Raw genomic sequence first — 16,388 nt, 5'->3', positions numbered from 1 at the left:
CACCCGACCCGCACGCCGACGTCACCCGAGCACCTACCCTGGAGTGCGCTCCCACGAAAGGACCCGGGCGGCCCCTGCCGCCCGACCCCCCATGACGAACACCCTCCTGGCCGTCGACGGCAACTCTCTGCTCCACCGTTCGTTCCACGCGTTGGCGGGGTCCCAGCTGCGCACGCGTGACGGACGGCCGACGTGGGCGGTCAAGGGTGCCCTCTCGCAGATCCTCGGCGCCGTCGACCGGGTCGCCGCCGACGCGGTCGTCATCGGGTTCGACGACGCGGGCAACAACCAGCGCAAGGTCGCCCACCCGCACTACAAGGCCCATCGCACCGAGAAGCCCGCGGAGCTGGTCAGCCAGCTCGCGCTCGCGGTCGACGTCTTCGGGGCAGCGGGCCTGCACGTGGTCACCCCGGACGGGCTCGAGGCGGACGACGTCCTCGCGTCAGCCGCCTCGGCCGCGACGACGGCGGGCTGGCACACGGTCGTGTGCACGTCCGACCGCGACGCGTTCGCGCTGGTCAACGAGACGACGTCGGTGCTGCGGATCATCAACGGCGGCGTCGAGGCCTCTCCCGTCCTGACGCCGGAGCGGCTGCGCATCCTGCTCGGCATCGACCCGTGGCAGTACCGCCAGTACGCCGCGATGCGCGGGGACACGTCCGACAACCTCACGGGCATCCGGGGCATCGGCGAGAAGACGGGCGTCGCGCTGCTGAACGCGTTCGGCTCCGTCGAGGCCGCGTTCGCGGACGTCGACACCAACGGCGGAGCCCGCGTCGCCGAGGTGCTCGGCAAGGCCTGCGTGAAGAAGCTTGCGGACCCCGACGGTCGCGCCGCGTTCTGGCAGAACGTCGAGCTGATGACCATGCGCACGGACCTGGATCTCGCGCTGGGCCTCGGCGCCGACGGGCGCGGGCTGCTGCCCGTGGACGCGCAGGTCCTGCACGACGCGCTGGCCGCGGTCGAGATGCACTCGTTGCAGTGGCTGGCGGCGCGCGTTCTGGCCTCGGGTGCCGACGACGCCCCGGGCGCGGTCGTGACGCGGCCGCCGACCCCGGCCAGGGCGCCCGCGGTGGTCACGGCGGCCGTGGTGGACGTCGAGGACGAGGACGAGCTGACGCTGTTCTGACGTCCGACGTCGACGTCAGTGCGGCGGGTCGGGCGGCGCCAGCGCGGTGCCGGCCGTGCACCCGGCCTCACCGGGCTGCAGCTGCACGGAGGTGACGTGCACGTCGGTGACGGTGCCGTCCCGCCGCGCGACGAGGACGCAGTCGTCGGGCCCGCCGACCGCGACCCCGACGTCGGCACCGTCGACCCCCACCCGCACCTCGGCGAGCACGCGTCGCTCCTCCGGCGTGAGCAGGTCGGTGATCCGGGCCGCCACCTCGTCCGCATCCGGGGTCGACGGCAGGTCCGCGAGCACCTGCCACGCCGCCTCGCGGGCGTTGTCGGCGACCACCGGCTCGTCGGACGTCGGGGGCGTCACCGCGACGAGCGGCTCGGGGCAGTCGACCGACCGGATGCCCTCCGGCGTCCCGAACTCTCCGACCTTGCCGTGAGCGTCCATCTCGACCGCGAAGCAGTACGGGCCGGGGTCGAGCTCCCGCTCGGGTGCGAACACGCCGTACGTCTCGGGCGGCTCGGGGAGCGTCACCGCGAACGTGAGCGTGCCGATCCGGCTGCCGGAGGCCTCGTCCGACCACGCCACGAGCGTCGGTCCGCCGGGGGCTGCGCGGACGAAGTCCTCGATGTCCGGGTGGTACGACGTCATGCGCGTGGTCCGCATGAAGTCGACGACCACGCCGCGCGCGTCCTTCTCGTCCTGCGACAGGGGGGCGCCGCACGCGGCCAGCCCGGTCGCGGCCACCAGAGCGAGGACCACCGCCACCCGTCCCGTCGTCGTCCGCATGGCACTCCACACTAGGCAACCGCCTAGCTCGGCTCCCCCGGTCGGGCAGGTGCGGCACGGCTCCATCCCGGCGACGGCTGAGCAGACCGGGTGTGCGCGGGCGGCTCGGCGACGGGACGACCCTCGTACTGGGTGGAGAGCACGATCTGGGTGTCGATCTCGCCGTGCCTGCCGATGCGCTCGAAGATCTCCTCCAGGTGCGGCATCGACGCGGCGCGGACCCGCAGGAGGGTGCACGAGCTGCCGCTGAGCTTGTGGATCTCGACGACCTCGGGGTACTCGTCGGACGCGGTGGTCGTGAGCAGACAGCGGCCGGGTGAGCACCGCAGCTTGATGAACGCGGTCAGCGGGAGTCCCGCACGCGTGGCGTCGATCCGGGCCTGGTACCCCGCGATCACGCCGGCCTCCTCCAGCCGCCGCACCCGGTCGGCGACTGCGGGCGCGGACAGGTTGACCTTGCGGCCGAGCTGGTTGAACGACAGGCGGCCGTCCTCCTGGAGCTCGGAGAGGATGCGCCAGTCGGTGCCGTCGAGCGCTCTGCTCATTCACAAACCGTAGCGACCGAACACGTCACGATCGAGAGGCGAAGAGCCACCAACGCCTGCGATCGGCCATTCAACGCGCCGCCGAGCCTTCGTAGCCTCGGTCGCATGGTGCAGAGCACGGCCGTCCTCACCCGCGTCACCCCGGCGACGTCGGCCCTGTTCGTCGCGGCCGCCCTGAGCAGCGCGGTCATGGCGACCACCAGCACGGTGGCTGCACTGGTCGCGGTCGACGTCCTGGGGCCGGCCTGGGGCGGGGTGCCCGGCACCGCGGCGGTGGTCGGAACGGGGACCGGCGCCCTGCTGGTCACCCGGCTCACCCGCCGCTTCGGAACTCCGACGGCCCTGCGGCTCGGGTACCTGGCGAGCTCGCTCGGCGCCGCGGCCGGAGCCGTGGCCGTACCCCTGCGACACGTCGGGCTCCTGGTCGGTGCGATGTTCCTGATCGGCGTGGGCAACGCCGCGGCACAGCTGTCCCGGTACGTGGCGGCCGAGCTCGTGCCCCCGCGACGCCGCGGTTTCGCCATCGGGCTGATCGTGTGGGCCGGCACGGTGGGCGCCGTGGGCGGCCCCCTGTTCCTGCTGCCGACCGCGCGCCTCGCGGAGGCCCTCGGAGAGCCCGCCCTCTCCGGTGCGTTCCTGATCAGCGTGCCGGCAGGACTGCTGGCCGCGCTGGTGGTGAGCGGGCTGCACACGGCCCGACGACCGGTGAGCAGCGCCCGAGTGCCCGTCCGGACGATCCTGGTGTCCCCGGCCGGGCGCGACGGCCTCGCCGTGATGGTCGCCGGGCAGGTCGTGATGGCCGTTGTCATGACGTCGGTGCCGGTGCAGCTGCACCTGCACCATCACGGTCTGGACGTCGTCGGGATCGTCCTGGCGGCTCACACGCTCGGCATGTTCGCCCTGTCCCCGGTCACAGGGCGCCTCGTCGACCGCCTGGGCCCCGGACCGGTGATGGCGCTCGGCCTCGGCACGCTGTTCGTCTCGACGCTCGTCGCCGCGTCCGGCGACCTCGTCCCGCAGGCGGTCGGGCTGTTCGCGCTCGGGTACGGCTGGAACCTGTGCTTCGTCGGCGGCAGCGCATCCCTGGCCGTCGGGCTTCCCGAGGACCAGCGCCCGGGTGTGGAGGGTTCGGTCGAGGCGGTCGTGTGGATCTCGGCCGCGGCGGGCACCCTGAGCTCGACCGTGGTCCTCGCGGCCGCCGGCTGGTCCACGCTGGCGCTCGCGGCCGGCTCCCTCGTCCTGGTGCCGGCGCTCCTCCTGCTCGGTGATCGGTTGCGCCGGTGAGCGTCCGACCGTCCGCGGGGTCAGGACGCGGGGGTACCGAGGTGGAACTCGTTGCCGTCGGGATCGGCGAGGGTCACCCCACCGTCACCTGCGGCGCTGAGCCGGGTCGCGCCGAGCGAGGTCAGTCGTTCGATCTCCTCGGTCAGGTCGCCGGCGGCCAGGACGACCTCGAACCGGAGCCGGTTCCGGTGCTCCGGCGCTACGGCGGCGACGTCCCAGCCGTCCCAGGAGATCTTGGTGCCTCCCCGCGGGGACTGGATCGCGGTCTGCAGGCCCTGGTCCCACACCAGCGGCCACTCCAGCGCCTCGGCCCAGAAGAAGCCCACGTCGCGCGTGCCGTCGCACGTGAGCTCCCCGAGGAGCCCGCAGCCGGCGAGGTAGGCGTTCCCCGGCTCGATCACGCAGTACTCGTTCCCCTCGGGATCGGCCAGCACCACGTGCCCTTCCTCGGGGAGCTGTCCGACGTCGAGGTGCTGCGCGCCGAGGCGGAGGGCCCTCTCGACGATCCGTCGCTGGTCGTCGGGAGTCGTGCTCGTGAGGTGGAGGTGCATCCGGTTCCGGCCGACCTTCTCGACCTGCCGCGGTACGAACCGCAGGCCGAGCTGGGTCCCGGAACCGGGCAGCAGTACGCCACCCTGTGCGTCCTCGAGGGCCTCCCGCCCGAGGACGCCCGCCCAGAAGCGCGCCAACCGGGCGGGGTCGTACGCGTCGAGGGCGAGGGCCGTCAGTCGGCAGGACATGTTTCGTACGCTAGGCGGGACGCGGATCTCGGGCAGGGCTTTTTTCCGGTGTACCTCTCGCGGACGGCATCGAACGGGACCAGGCGGGATCAGCCCGGCGCGCGCCCGAGGTAGACGGTGTTGGTGGCGTCCCGGCTCTGCAAGGGGTTCGGGAAGGCGACCACATCCGCCCGGACGTCGACCAGCAAGGTGCGGAGGAGCTCCAGGTACGCCTCGTCCGGCGGGTCGTTGGACCACAGCGCGAACACGCCGCCGGGCTTCAGCTGCTCGCGCAGCCGCTGCAGGCCGGCCGGGGTGTAGAAGCTCGCGTGGCTGGGGTTGAGCAGGTGGCGGGGCGAGTGGTCGATGTCGACCAGGACGGCGTCCCACCGGCGGCCGGGCATGCCGGGGTCCAGGCCGTCGTCCGACGCGAGGGCGGCGAAGAAGTCGGCGTGCACCAGCCGGCACCGCGGGTCGGCGGTGAGGACGGCGCCGGCCGGGATCAGGCCGGCGTGGTGCCAGTCGATCACCTCGGCGAGGGCGTCGACGACCACCAGCGAGCCGACGCTCGCATCCTCGAGCACGGTGAGGGCGGTGTACCCGAGCCCGAGGCCGCCGACGACGACGTCGAGAGGAGCCGTACCACCGTCGGCGGACCCCCCGGTCATGGCCAGCCCGAGCCGCGCGAGCTCCTCCTCGGCCACCGTGAACAGGCTCGACATGAGGAACTCGTCGCCCAGCTTGACCTCGAGCACGTCGGCTCCGGTCACCGGGTCCTGGCGTCGACGCAGGCTGATGTCGCCCATCGTCGTCGGCTCCCAGGCGAGCTCCTCCAGGCGCGGACGTCGTACTGGTTGCTCGGGCATCCGGTCAGCCTAGGCCGGAGCGGTGGACGCCCGGACGACGAGCCAAGCCACTCGCCTACGCCGCCCGGGCGCGACGGCGGCTGGCCACCGCCTTCATGATCATCGCGAGGACGGTCGATCCCGCGGCCACCCCGAAAGCGACGAGCAGCGCCCCGACGCCCCACAGCCCCGTCTCGTCGCTGCTCGCCGTGACCGAGAACGCGATCGTGAACGCCACGGTCACGGTGAGCACCGTCCACCACGGCCCGAGCACCAGGGACCCGAGCGCGACGACCGCCGCGAGGCTGAGCACGCAGCCCAGCACCTGCCAGGCCTCGTAGGGCCCGCTCGCGACGCCAGTCGCCGGGTCGGTCTGGTACGTGGTGTCCCACCCGAGCCACGCGAACCAGCACGCGGCGCTCAGCACTGCGACGAGCGCGGTGCGCGACGCGACCGACACCCTCCCGCGCGGCGAGCCGCCCGGCACGCTCTGGTCCGGTCCACCTGTGGACGACGTCATGACCTGGCTCCGATCCGTCCCGCGGTCGGGGCCCTCTCCCGCTGCCGCTCCTGAGCGAGGGCCGTACGCGCACCACCGCAGACCGGACGGTACGGGAGCACGGGGCCTCGCCGCGGGACTTCGCGTCTCGGGAGGCGGTCGAACCCGGCGAGTCAAAGTGCGACGATCAGCGGCGGTCAATCTGCTGCGCTTCTCGACAGGAGCATTGCTGCCGACGTGTCGAGATGCAAGATGCTCCGACTATTCGGGCCTCCTAGTTTGACCACCCGACTTGTCGGGTCAGACGGAGGAGGATGCGCTTCATGAGCGAACCGTTCTACTCGGACGCCAAGTTGTACGACCGGTTGTTCCCGGGTCGCGCGCCGGCCGTCGACTTCTACAGGGCTGAGGCCGACCGGCAGGGCGGGTCTGTCTTGGAACTCGGGTGTGGCACCGGCAACAAGCTGATACCGATCGCGTCCGACGGGCATCCGTGCGTGGGCCTGGAGCTCTCGACGGCCATGCTTGCCGAGGCTCAGCGCAAGGCGGACGAGCGCGGCGTGGAGCTGGAGCTGGTGGAGGGCGACATGCGCGAGTTCGACCTCGGCCGAACGTTCGACCTCGTGATCGTCGCCGCCAACTCGTTGCTCCATCTGCATGAGACGCAGGACCTGGTCGACTGCTTCCGGTCGGTGCGAAGGCACCTGGCGCCAGGAGGACGGCTCGTCTTCGACGGGTTCAACCCGAGCGTGCAGATGCTTGCCCATGCCGACGGCGTCCGACGGAGGCGCGAGGCGCTGTCGTTCGTGGACCCCGATCGTGGCGTCATGCACGTCGACGTCGCGGAAACCTACGACGCGGCTGCGCAGGTCACTCGCGCGAGGTGGTACTTCTCGACCGAGTCCGAGGCCGACGTCGCTGTCGCGCCTCTGGAGATCAGGAGCATCTTTCCCCAGGAGCTGCCGCTCCTGCTCGCGCTGGGCGGGCTTCGGCTCGTCGAGCGCTTCGGCGACTGGTCCGGTCGACCGTTCACCGGGGACGCCCCGGTCCAGCTCTGCGTCTGCGAGTCGGACTGAAGGACCGAGACACCGTCCGCGAACGTCCGTCGACGTACGCCGCACGCCCGTTCCTGCGCCGACTCGGCCAGCCCCTCGAGCGGGACTACCCGGTTCGGTTGGGACCGTCTACCTGCCGCACGGCGTGCGAACCGAACCGGCCGAGTCGTGCCGGAGTCGGGGCGCGACGAGTCGTAGCCCTCGCGCCGGCGGCCGCCGGGGCGCCCAGCCGGCGGGATCGGTTCGCGTGCGTGAGATCCGCGCCGGTTCGACACTGCAGCCAGGCAGCGATTCAGGCGAAGATCGACTCGAAGCGGTCCTCGCACATCCCATCTCCCCTCCACCTCGGAGGCACCGTGAAGCTCTTGCTGACGTCGGGCGGCGTCACGAACCCCAGCATCCACTCGGCGCTCGTGCAGCTTCTCGGCAAGCCGGTCGACGAGTGCGACGCGCTCGTCGTCCCGACCGCGCAGTGGGGTCATCCCCTGTGCGGGCCGGCGTCGGTGCGCAGCCTGGTGGCCGCCGATGCCCGCTCCCGGCACTTCTCCGGTCTGGGCTGGGGGTCGCTCGGTGTCCTCGAGCTCACCGCGCTGCCCACCATCGGCGAGGAGCGGTGGGCGCCCTGGGTGCGGGAGGCGGACGTCCTCCTGGTCGACGGTGGCGACGCGACGTACCTGAACCACTGGATGCGGGAGTCCGGGCTGGCCGACCTGCTGCCCTCGCTGCCGGACACGGTCTGGGTAGGGGTGAGCGCCGGGAGCATGGTGCTGACGCCGCGGATCGGGGAGTACTTCGTCGAATGGCCGGCCGCGCCGGACGACCGCACCCTGGGCGTCGTCGACTTCTCGATCTTCCCGCACCTGGACGCCTTCCCGAGCAACACCCTGGCGCACGCGCAGCGGTGGGCCGCAGACCTCGGTGGCCCGGCCTACGCCATCGATGAGCAGACGGCGATCATGGTCGTCGACGGCACCGTCGAGGTGGTCTCCGAAGGGCAGTGGACACGGTTCGACGAATGATCGCGGGCACTCGGGACGTCTCGTCGTGCATCGGGCGCGGACACGTTGTCAGCCGCCCGTCGGGGGACTCTCCGCGCCGACCACAGACGTGCCGGACCTGGTGACGATGTACGTCACCTGCGCGCCGCTCCAGAAGTGGAAGGTGAGCGTGACCCGGCCGTCGCGGACCTCGGCGAAGAAGTCCGGCTTCAGCAGGATGGTCCCCGCGGTGTAGTCGGGTTGGAAGCTGCTCCAGAACTCCTTGTACGAGGTCCAGCTGGCGGGTCCGGCGTTCGTGCCGTCGTCGTACCGGGCTTCCATGGTGGCCAGCTGGTCGCCGCGGAACTGGGTGGGGATGGTCAGTCCGCTCGTGCTGCCGGTCGCGGCGCCGAGGAGGGGCGGGTCGGCGGTGATGATGCTGATCTGCCAGGGCACTCCCTGGGAGAAGCGGGCCTCGAGGGTGGAGTTGACGCCGTACTCCCGGTTGCCTGCCAGCCGGGAGAGGGCCGACGCGGTCAGGGTCAGCCGGGTGCCGTCGACCGTGTAGTCGGTCCCACGGGCCAGGTCGGCGCTTCCGTACCGCAGCCCCTGGAACGTGGTGCCGTTCAGGTTGAGCGTGAGCGACGTGGCGGTGATGGTGCCGGTGCGCGGCAGGTAGACCCGGTCCGACGACGCGGTGCCGGACCGGGTCGTCCAGCTCGACCGCATCGCATCGTGCACGCCCTGGTCCCTCCACCGGAGCGCGCTGCGGTCGAGGAACTGACCGGCGTCCCACACCATCGTCGTGAGGCCGCGGGTGCGCGCGTGGTACCCGACCGCCTCGACGTACTTGAGGAACTCGCCCCGCTCGATGATGCCCGGGCGCGTGTGGTCCCAGGCGAGCAGCGCCCACTCGCCGATGATGACAGGGATCCCGCGCTCGACGAAGGTGCTGGTCACGCGGTCGAAGGAACTGACGAGGTCCTGCTCGACCTCGCTGCTGTAGCGGGTGCCGCCGGCGATGTTGACGCTGAACGGCCACCACCCGTAGAAGTGGACGGTCGCCGCGATGTTCGGGTCGTCGAGCCGGCTGATCGTCTCGGCCAGCGCGTCGAGCCGGGGCTGCTCGCTGCTGGTGTGCAGGGTGGGCAGGACGAGCAGCCGCGTCGCGTTCCCCCCGCCGGAGGCGCGGACGCGCTCGACGAAGTCGGTGTTGAGCTCCTGGACGAACACGTCCCCCTGCTCGTCCGCGGTGTCCGTGAACGCCGGCTCGTTGATGCTCTCGAGAACGAGCTTCGAGGAGTGGTCACGGAACGTCGCCGCGAGCTGGTCCCACAGCGCCCGGTACGTCGCGAGCACGCCGGCCTTGTCCGTGGGGTACGAGTCGGCCCACTCCCACGAGTCGTGGTGCAGGTTGAGCATCACGTAGAACCCCTCGTCCAGGGACCAGTCGACGATCTGCTCGACCCGGGCGAGCCAGGCCGCGTCGATCGTGTGGTCGGGAGCCGGGCCGAAGTGACCGTTCCACGTCACCGGGATGCGGATGCTGTTGTACCCCTGCGAGCGGATGTGGCGCAGCAGCTCCCGGGTGGTCAGGGGGTTGCCCCACGCGGTCTCGTCCGGGATCGCGTCGAGGGTGTTGCCCAGGTTCCAGCCGGGCTGCATCGCCGCGACCGTCGCCATCGCGTCGACCGGTCGCGGTGTCGTGGTCGGGGTCGGGGTGGCCGTCGGGGTCGCCGTCGGCGTGGTGGTGACCGTCGGTGACGAGGTCGGTCCCGCCTGCCCGGTGCACGCCACACCGTTCAGGGTGAACACACCCGGTGCGCCGTTGGTGCCGGTCCACGAGCCGTTGAACCCGAACGAGATCACCGCGTTCCTCGGCACGACGGCGTTGTAGCCGACGTCGGTCGCGGTGACCTGGCTGCCCGACGCCGTGGTCGTCGCGTTCCACGCCTGCGTGACCCGCTGTCCCGACGGGAAGGTCCACGTCAGGCGCCAACCGTGCAACGGATCGCCCAGGTTGGTGACCTTCACGTCGGCGGTGAAGCCGCTCGGCCACTGCGACGGCACCCTGTAGTCCACCCGGCACCCCGCAGCAGCGTCGGCGCTGAGCGCCGTCGTGCTCCCGCCCAGGAGCAGGGCGGCCAGGCAGCCGAAGATCAGGCCGAGGCGCATCCCGCCTCGACGGGGGTGCCGGGTGGGAAGCACGAGCTGCTCCTCGCTGCATCGGATGTGCATCGGGCTGAGGACACGGGCGTCACCGGGCAGCACGGCCGCCTCCTGGTCCGGTGCAGCTGGTCCGGTGCAACGCGACCAGCCGGTCGGTCGATGACGGCGGGAGCTCCCGTGGGGGAACCTAGGAGCCGGCACGGTCCGCGAGCCAGGGATGAAACATTTCAGACGGGGAGCGGCCTGGTCGACCACCGAGTGGTCGCGTGGCGGACGTCAGCGGTCGCCCGGTGCCACGAGCCCCGACTCGTAGGCGAGCACCACGAGCTGGCCCCGGTCGCGGGCGTGCAGCTTGGCCATGGCCCGGTTGACATGAGTCTTGGCGGTCATCGGCGTGATCACCATCGTCGCGGCGATCTGGTCGTTGGTGAGGCCTCCGGCGACGAGGGCGACGGCTTCACGTTCGCGAGCGGTCAGGTCGCGCAGCGCCGCGTCGCCGACGGCCCGGGGCGGCCGGGTGACGTACCGGTCGATCAGCTTGCGGGTGATCGACGGTGCGAGCAGGGCGTCGCCACGTGCCGCGACGCGCACGGCGTGCAGGAGGTCCTCCGGGACGATGTCCTTGACCAGGAACCCTGCCGCCCCGGCGCGGAGTGCCTCGAAGACGTACTCGTCGAGCCCGTAGTTGGTCAGGATCACGACGTGCACCCCGGCGAGATCGGGGTCGAGGGCGATGCGCCGCGTGGCCTCGATGCCGTCGACCACGGGCATCTGGACGTCCATGAGCGCGACGTCCGGCCGGAGCTCCCGCGCGAGCGCGACGCCGTGCTCCCCGTCCGCGGCCTCGCCCACCACCGTGATGTCGTCCTCGAGGTCGAGGAGCGCGCGGAACCCGCTGCGCAGGAGCGGCTGGTCGTCGACGAGCAGGACCCGGATCACGGCGTGCGGTCCACGGGGAGCTCGGCCCGGACGGTGAACCCTCCCTCGCTGCGGGCTCCCGCGCTCAGCCGACCGCCGAGCGCGCGGACGCGTTCCTGCATGCCGAGCAGTCCCACACCCATCAGCTGGACGGTGCCGGGCGTCGCCCGACCGTCATCGTCGACCTGGACCGACAGCAGGTCCGGGCGGCAGTCGACCGTGACCGACGCCGTCGTGGCGCCGGCGTGCCGGACCACGTTGGTGAGCGACTCCTGGATGATCCGGTAGGCGGCCCGGCCGACGGCGGTCGGCACGTCGGCGCGTGGGCCGTCCATCGTCAGCGTCGCGTCCAGACCGATGGACCGGGCGCCCGACACCAGCTCGTGGACGTGGTCGAGCCCGCGTGGCGGAGCGAGGTCGTCGTCGCGGAGCGCGGTCAGCGTCGCGCGGAGCTCTCGGGTCGCCTCACGACTGGCTTCCTGGATGGCCAGCAGGGCCTCCGGCACCTGGTCGCCGCGCCTCCGTGCGACGTGGACGGCGACCTCGGACTGCACCTTGATGATCGAGATCTGGTGGGTGAGCGAGTCGTGCAGCTCGCGCGCGATGTGCAGCCGCTCCTCGTCGGCGCGGCGCTTCGCGACCTCCTCCCGGGTGCGCTCCGCCTCGTCCGCGCGCCGCTCCGCCTGGCGTAGCGCCTCGCCGCCGGCGGCGGCCGCGATGAGCCACGCGAGCTCGAGCGCGTCCCGGCCCTGCGTGAACGCCGTGCCCACGTCGCGCCCGGAGGACAGGGCCACGAGCGGTAGCGCCGCCAGCATGGCCACGCTCGCGATCGCCGTGGCGGCGTGATGGCCCGCCCGCATCGCGGCGAACACCGCGAACAGGAACGCGACCGCAGGGCCGTCGAAGCCGACCGCCTGATAGCCCACGGCGCACAGCCCGGTGACGGCCAGGACGGCGACCGGTGCGCGGCGGCCGGCGGCGAGGGTCAGCCCGCCGGCGGCGAGCAGCACCAGACCGAGCACATCGAGGTCGCCGGCCGGCCGCTCGCCCGACAGTCCGGCGAGCACGAGTGCAACGGCGACGCCGATGCCGACGCCGGTGTCCCTGACGGGAGCAGGCACGCGGAACCGACCTTGGCTCATACGGGCACCGTAGCGGCGCGCCGTCGTCGAGCGGATCCGGCTCGGGGAGGACCGGCCCGTACCGCGGTCGCGGTATCCGAGCCGCTCCTACGACGTCCGCGGCAGCGTGAAGTGTCCGCGTCGGCGGGACGACCCGCGGGCCGACCCGCGACAGGCTTCGCAGGACAGCCACGGAAGAGGAGCGAGTCCATGCGAACGCCAGGAGCACTCACGTCGGTCCGGCGGGCCCTTGCCGCAGCCGGAGCAGTCCTCGTCGTCACGTGCGCGCTCGCCGCACCGGCTGCGGCGCACGCTCACGTGCAGGCGGCACGTGACACCTCCGGCCTCACCTCCGGACGTGTCGGGCCCACCGCCGTGGCGGTCCTGGCGCTGGCCGGAGCGGTCTTCGGCGCTCTGGCCCTCAGGCGCCGTGCAGGGCGCTCTGCCGCCGTCGCGGCCGTGGCGCTGGGACTGCTCGGTGTGGTGTCCGGGGCGGTGTTCGCGGCCACCGCCGACGGTGGTCTGGGCACGGGCAACGGGCTCGGCGGTGCCGTCGTGGCCGTGGTGCTCGGGGCGCTCGCCGTCGTTCTCGGTGGGTTCGTCCTGGCCCGCTCCCGGCGCGCACGTCCTCGAGTTCGGGACCTGCAGTCCTGAGCCCTTGCCGGCACGACGCCGCGATGGGGATCGTCGACGTCACGATCGCGCTGTCCATGACGGCCCGTCTCGAAGCCTGGTGGCTACCGTTGCCCGATGAAGCCGGTCGCGACCATCGACGCGTGCCACACGAGCCATCGGGTCCTGCTGGAGCGCCTGGCGTCGCTCACCGAGGAGGACCTTCGCGCGCCGAGCCTGCTCCCCGGCTATTCGCGGGGACACGTCGTCGCGCACGTCGTGAACAAGGCGAAGGCGCACGCGCTGCTCTTCGACGGCGCCGTCGCCGGGGAGGTGCGCAGGATCCACCCTGACGGGTACGACCCGGACCGGGCGGCGGAGCTGGGCGCGGCCCGCCCCGGCGTCGAGCTCCGCACCGAGCTGGCCCAGTGCTTCGGGCTTCTCGAGACCGCGTGGGCCGGGCTCGACGATGCGCTCTGGACCCGGCGGGGGCACATGGCCGCCGGCCCGCGGACGATGGCCGAGATCGTGGGGCACCACCTGCGGAACGTCGAGGTCCACCACGTGGATCTCGACATCGGGCATCGACCGTCCGACTGGCCGTCGGTGTTCGTCGACGGCGAGCTGCCCAAGCGCCTCCGCGCTCTCCCCGACCGGGCCGACCGAGCCGAGCTCCTCGCCTGGCTCCTCGATCGAGCACCCGCGCCCGAGCTGAGCGGGCCCTGGTAGGGCGCGTCATCGGCAACCGCAGACGAAGGCGCGCCCGGGCTCTACGGTGACGTCGTGATCGACCCCGACGACGTCATGGCGGGACCCCGTGGGCGACGCCTGTGCCTGGAGCTCGCCGCGGGCCGCGCGCGCGCCACGGGCACGCCCGAGGGAGACGAGTACCTCCGCGCGGCATTCCTCTGCGCGTACCACCTGGATCCGGGTGCGGGCACCTCCCGGATGATGGTGCTGGTGTCGGACGGTGGGCGGGACGACGACGCGGAGCCGATCCCCACGCCCGCGGACGTCGCGCGCCGCCTCGACGGCCTGCCGCTGGACCGCCTCGGCCCCGGCGTCCTGCTCGCCGCGTTGCAGGCAGCGGTCGACAACGCGCGGTACTGGCAGGAGCCGGACGGCGAGGACGTGCTCGCCGCCACCGCCGAGGTGCGCGCGTCGCTGTCCCGGGTCGCGGCTGCCGTCGCGTCGTCCAGCCCGGCCGCGTGGTGGGTGGCCCCGCTCGAGCGCACGACGCAGGCGAGCGTCGTCTTCGACGACCCCGCCGCGCGGACGACGCCCGCCCTGACCGCCGAGCAGACCCTGCGTCGCTGGCACGACGACACGCTCGAGGAGGAAGCCCGGGCGCAGCGGGAGCGACCCGCCGACCCCCGCGCTCCCTTCAGCGGGACGTGGTGGTCCACACCACCGCACGGCCTGACGAGGACCACGCGCCAGCTGGGGGACGCCGGGCCCGTCGGCCTCGGGCTGGTCGAGGACGCCTTCAGCTGGGAGCGCGCCTCGGTCCGAGCGATCAGCGTGCCGGCGGAGGCGCGCGTCTACGAGGTGGACGGGGTCCAGGCGTGGTCCGACCTGTGCCGCCGATTCCCGCTCGACGTCACCGCGTCACGGCGTCACGACTGGTTCCGCACCACCGGTGTCGCCGGCCGTTGGGTGATCCCCGACTGGGCACGCGTGGCCGACCGGTACGACGCCGTCCACCTGACGACGGCCGGCTACCTCGCTACCGCCGGCCGCGCGGTCGCGGTCGACGGGGACGCCCGCTCCGTCCTGGCCAACTGGAACCCGGACGAGGCGTACTGGCTCACGGACCCCCCGCCCTCGACGGAGGCGGGCCGGCGATGGCGCCGCGTCGACGACCGGTGGCAGGAGGACCCGCGCTGACCAGGACGGCGCTACGGCGCGACAGGGATCTTCGACGTCGCGATCGCGCTGTCCATGACCACCCGGGTCAGGACGGTCAGGTCGAACTGTCCACCCGTCATCTCGAACAGTCCCTGGACGGCGAGCCCGTACACGACCGGCCACTGCTGGGGGGACGGGGCCAGGGGCAGGATGTGCGTGAGCATCGGCTCCCACACCTCCAGGTACTGGACGGGCAGCATGGCCGGTTCGGTCCCGGGCACGTAGCGGGGCCGACCGAACTCGGGGCCACCGACGGTTCGGGCGCCGTGGGCGGCCAGCTCCTGCACGTCCGGGAGGCCGGCGCCCTTGCTCTGGGCGTAGCCGGCGACCAGCGCCCACACGGAGTACGCGTTCTCCAGGAGCGGCCGGTTGATGGCGGGACCCATCACGTAGGTCTGTCCGTCGGCACCGCCGACCTGGACGATGCCCAGGCCGGCGTACTCCGGGCGCTGGTTCTGCACACCGTCCCTCGCGGCCAGGTGGCACGCACGCCCGCTCAGCGCGCCCAGCGCCGTGGCGACGCCCTCGACCTGGACGCCGTGCTCGTTCTTGAGCACCGTGAGCATGCGCTGCAGGACCTCACGCCCGGCGAGCTTGTTGCCGACCATCGGGTCCTGCGCGATCTTCTGCCGGAGGTCGTGCTCGACGCGTTCCCGGACAGCCTGGGGAACCCCCGCCGCGCCGGGCGTGCTCGGCCGGCCGTCGCGATCCTTGTTCCGGCCGAACAGTCCCATGGCGTCGCTCCCGTGTCCCGGTCCCCTCGCCCCTGCGAGGTGGTCTGCGGGACGGTAGCGCCCCGCCGTGCGGGCCGGTGGGTGACCTGCTCGTGGCACGGGGGTGAAGTCGCGGACCGCTCGGCCCGACGCGATGCCCTGGACCCGGATGTCCTGGAGCACTTGACCTTCGAGCCGGGTCGAAGGTCTACCGTCGCGGGATGGGCTACCGCATCGCCGAGGTCGCGGAGCTGGTCGGGGTGCCGGCCACGACGCTGCGCTACTACGAGGACATCGGTCTGCTGGAGCGACCCGCCCGCGGGGGCAACGGGTACCGCACCTACGACGACGCCGACGTCGCGCGGTTGAGGTTCCTCAGCGCGGCACGGAACCTGGGCATCCCGTTGGCCGACGTCGCGGACCTGATGACGGCGTACGACGTCGAGGACTGCGCGACGGTCGCCCACCAGATGGTGGAGATGGTCGCCACGCGAGTGGCCGAGACCCGGACGCGGATCGGCGACCTCGTGGCGCTGGCTGCCCACCTGCAGAGCGTCGACGCGCGGCTCGCGGACGCGCCGACCGCCGGTGGCTGCGGCGAGGGGTGCCCGTGCGCGACCGCGGCGCCCGCGCCGCTGACGGACCGGCGGACCCTGGTGCCGCTGACGCGCGGCCCGGCCGTGCCGGCGCCGGACGTCCCCGTGATCGCCTGCTCGCTCGACGCCGGATCGATGGCGGACCGGGTGTCCGACTGGCAGGCGCTGGCCGGCCGGGCCGTGCGTCGCGACCAGATCCCCGGGGGCGTCGCCCTGCAGTTCGCCCCGTCGCCGGAGCTTGCGCAGGAGGTCGCGCGGCTCGCGGCCGCCGAGCAGAGCTGCTGCGGCTTCTTCACCTTCACGGTGCGGCTGGCGGTCGGCGAGCTTCGCCTGGAGGTGGGGGCGCCCGACGAGGCCGCCGACCTCGTCACGGCCCTGTTCGGCGCCGCCGCCTGAGCCGGCAGTCATCGGCCCTGTATCCGCAGGCATGGTGCGCTTGACCCGGCTGTGGGCGCTACCTACTGTGGCATCCACACGGCTTCGATAACGATTTCGTCGATGACGACGACTGCATCGTG

Annotated in this window: 17 protein-coding genes; 8 read left to right on the top strand and 9 right to left on the bottom strand. The window is 72.6% G+C overall.

The window, feature by feature from the left end; genetic code table 11:
* Window positions 1–91: 91 nt before the first annotated feature.
* Entirely contained in the window at window positions 92–1,129 is a 1,038-nt protein-coding gene (locus KG102_RS18425) for a 5'-3' exonuclease (RefSeq protein ID WP_208289817.1), read from the top strand.
* A gap of 15 nt (window positions 1,130–1,144) precedes the next feature.
* Here the strand turns inward: KG102_RS18425 and KG102_RS18420 are convergent, their stop codons facing one another.
* Complete coding sequence (locus KG102_RS18420; RefSeq protein WP_208289818.1) at window positions 1,145–1,909, bottom strand: hypothetical protein; 765 nt, start codon at window positions 1,907–1,909, stop codon at window positions 1,145–1,147.
* 23 nt (window positions 1,910–1,932) lie between these two features.
* Complete coding sequence (locus KG102_RS18415) at window positions 1,933–2,454, bottom strand: Lrp/AsnC family transcriptional regulator (protein ID WP_208289819.1); 522 nt, start codon at window positions 2,452–2,454, stop codon at window positions 1,933–1,935.
* Between the two features lie 105 nt (window positions 2,455–2,559).
* Here KG102_RS18415 and KG102_RS18410 point away from each other — a divergent pair, with 105 nt between their 5' ends.
* Window positions 2,560–3,738 carry an MFS transporter gene (locus KG102_RS18410; RefSeq protein WP_208289820.1) on the top strand — a complete coding sequence of 393 codons (1,179 nt, stop codon included), beginning with the start codon at window positions 2,560–2,562 and terminating at the stop codon, window positions 3,736–3,738.
* Window positions 3,739–3,758: 20 nt separating this feature from the next.
* Here the strand turns inward: KG102_RS18410 and KG102_RS18405 are convergent, their stop codons facing one another.
* The 3 genes from KG102_RS18405 to KG102_RS18395 form a co-directional block, all read right to left on the bottom strand.
* Window positions 3,759–4,478 (bottom strand): VOC family protein, encoded by a 720-nt coding sequence (locus KG102_RS18405; protein WP_208289821.1) that lies wholly within the window; start codon window positions 4,476–4,478, stop codon window positions 3,759–3,761.
* Between the two features lie 89 nt (window positions 4,479–4,567).
* A complete protein-coding gene (locus KG102_RS18400; RefSeq protein WP_208210842.1) occupies window positions 4,568–5,323 on the bottom strand; it encodes a polyamine aminopropyltransferase in 756 nt (251 codons plus the stop codon).
* Between the two features lie 55 nt (window positions 5,324–5,378).
* On the bottom strand, window positions 5,379–5,822 hold the full coding sequence (locus KG102_RS18395; protein WP_243884684.1) for a hypothetical protein: 444 nt from the start codon (window positions 5,820–5,822) through the stop codon (window positions 5,379–5,381).
* Window positions 5,823–6,124: 302 nt separating this feature from the next.
* Between KG102_RS18395 and KG102_RS18390 the strand changes: the two genes are divergently transcribed.
* Window positions 6,125–6,877 carry a class I SAM-dependent methyltransferase gene (locus KG102_RS18390; protein WP_208289843.1) on the top strand — a complete coding sequence of 251 codons (753 nt, stop codon included), beginning with the start codon at window positions 6,125–6,127 and terminating at the stop codon, window positions 6,875–6,877.
* 335 nt (window positions 6,878–7,212) lie between these two features.
* Window positions 7,213–7,875: a Type 1 glutamine amidotransferase-like domain-containing protein gene (locus tag KG102_RS18385; protein WP_208289822.1), complete on the top strand. Its 663-nt coding sequence runs from the start codon at window positions 7,213–7,215 to the stop codon at window positions 7,873–7,875.
* 48 nt (window positions 7,876–7,923) lie between these two features.
* Here KG102_RS18385 and KG102_RS18380 read toward each other — a convergent pair whose 3' ends face one another.
* From KG102_RS18380 to KG102_RS18370, 3 genes are all read right to left on the bottom strand, one after another.
* Window positions 7,924–10,008, bottom strand: coding sequence for a cellulase family glycosylhydrolase (locus KG102_RS18380; RefSeq protein WP_213363019.1), 2,085 nt, complete (start codon window positions 10,006–10,008; stop codon window positions 7,924–7,926).
* A 270-nt stretch (window positions 10,009–10,278) separates the two neighbouring features.
* Window positions 10,279–10,941: a response regulator gene (locus tag KG102_RS18375; protein ID WP_208210854.1), complete on the bottom strand. Its 663-nt coding sequence runs from the start codon at window positions 10,939–10,941 to the stop codon at window positions 10,279–10,281.
* Window positions 10,938–12,041, bottom strand: a complete 1,104-nt coding sequence (locus KG102_RS18370; protein ID WP_208289824.1) for a sensor histidine kinase — start codon at window positions 12,039–12,041, stop codon at window positions 10,938–10,940. Before KG102_RS18370 ends, KG102_RS18375 begins: the two co-directional genes overlap by 4 nt.
* A gap of 210 nt (window positions 12,042–12,251) precedes the next feature.
* Between KG102_RS18370 and KG102_RS18365 the strand changes: the two genes are divergently transcribed.
* From KG102_RS18365 to KG102_RS18355, 3 genes are all read left to right on the top strand, one after another.
* Complete coding sequence (locus tag KG102_RS18365) at window positions 12,252–12,695, top strand: DUF6223 family protein (protein WP_208289825.1); 444 nt, start codon at window positions 12,252–12,254, stop codon at window positions 12,693–12,695.
* 96 nt (window positions 12,696–12,791) lie between these two features.
* The gene (locus tag KG102_RS18360) at window positions 12,792–13,382 is read left to right on the top strand and encodes a maleylpyruvate isomerase N-terminal domain-containing protein (RefSeq protein ID WP_208210863.1); all 591 of its coding nucleotides are present in this window, start codon (window positions 12,792–12,794) and stop codon (window positions 13,380–13,382) included.
* Between the two features lie 54 nt (window positions 13,383–13,436).
* Window positions 13,437–14,540 carry a hypothetical protein gene (locus tag KG102_RS18355; protein WP_208289826.1) on the top strand — a complete coding sequence of 368 codons (1,104 nt, stop codon included), beginning with the start codon at window positions 13,437–13,439 and terminating at the stop codon, window positions 14,538–14,540.
* 11 nt (window positions 14,541–14,551) lie between these two features.
* On the opposite strand, the gene KG102_RS18350 is transcribed toward KG102_RS18355, so the two are convergent.
* Entirely contained in the window at window positions 14,552–15,295 is a 744-nt protein-coding gene (locus KG102_RS18350; RefSeq protein WP_208289827.1) for a hypothetical protein, read from the bottom strand.
* 200 nt (window positions 15,296–15,495) lie between these two features.
* Between KG102_RS18350 and KG102_RS18345 the strand changes: the two genes are divergently transcribed.
* Window positions 15,496–16,266 carry a MerR family transcriptional regulator gene (locus KG102_RS18345; protein ID WP_208289828.1) on the top strand — a complete coding sequence of 257 codons (771 nt, stop codon included), beginning with the start codon at window positions 15,496–15,498 and terminating at the stop codon, window positions 16,264–16,266.
* Window positions 16,267–16,388: the final 122 nt, after the last annotated feature.

This window comes from Cellulomonas fengjieae, from assembly GCF_018388465.1.
GTDB classification, from domain to species: Bacteria; Actinomycetota; Actinomycetes; order Actinomycetales; family Cellulomonadaceae; genus Cellulomonas; species Cellulomonas fengjieae.
The sequence above is the reverse complement of the archived record's forward strand: the minus strand, read 5'-3'. Positions and strand labels throughout refer to the sequence as shown.

Excerpts from the sequence above, each read along its gene's own strand:
- KG102_RS18410 (WP_208289820.1), top strand. The coding sequence starts at position 2,560 with ATGGTGCAGAGCACGGCCGTCCTCACCCGCGTCACCCCGGCGACGTCG.
- KG102_RS18420 (WP_208289818.1), bottom strand. The coding sequence starts at position 1,909 with ATGCGGACGACGACGGGACGGGTGGCGGTGGTCCTCGCTCTGGTGGCC.
- KG102_RS18380 (WP_213363019.1), bottom strand. The coding sequence starts at position 10,008 with ATGCGCCTCGGCCTGATCTTCGGCTGCCTGGCCGCCCTGCTCCTGGGC.
- KG102_RS18390 (WP_208289843.1), top strand. The coding sequence starts at position 6,125 with ATGAGCGAACCGTTCTACTCGGACGCCAAGTTGTACGACCGGTTGTTC.
- KG102_RS18405 (WP_208289821.1), bottom strand. The coding sequence starts at position 4,478 with ATGTCCTGCCGACTGACGGCCCTCGCCCTCGACGCGTACGACCCCGCC.
- KG102_RS18425 (WP_208289817.1), top strand. The coding sequence starts at position 92 with ATGACGAACACCCTCCTGGCCGTCGACGGCAACTCTCTGCTCCACCGT.
- KG102_RS18415 (WP_208289819.1), bottom strand. The coding sequence starts at position 2,454 with ATGAGCAGAGCGCTCGACGGCACCGACTGGCGCATCCTCTCCGAGCTC.
- KG102_RS18365 (WP_208289825.1), top strand. The coding sequence starts at position 12,252 with ATGCGAACGCCAGGAGCACTCACGTCGGTCCGGCGGGCCCTTGCCGCA.
- KG102_RS18400 (WP_208210842.1), bottom strand. The coding sequence starts at position 5,323 with ATGCCCGAGCAACCAGTACGACGTCCGCGCCTGGAGGAGCTCGCCTGG.
- KG102_RS18345 (WP_208289828.1), top strand. The coding sequence starts at position 15,496 with ATGGGCTACCGCATCGCCGAGGTCGCGGAGCTGGTCGGGGTGCCGGCC.
- KG102_RS18360 (WP_208210863.1), top strand. The coding sequence starts at position 12,792 with ATGAAGCCGGTCGCGACCATCGACGCGTGCCACACGAGCCATCGGGTC.
- KG102_RS18395 (WP_243884684.1), bottom strand. The coding sequence starts at position 5,822 with ATGACGTCGTCCACAGGTGGACCGGACCAGAGCGTGCCGGGCGGCTCG.
- KG102_RS18350 (WP_208289827.1), bottom strand. The coding sequence starts at position 15,295 with ATGGGACTGTTCGGCCGGAACAAGGATCGCGACGGCCGGCCGAGCACG.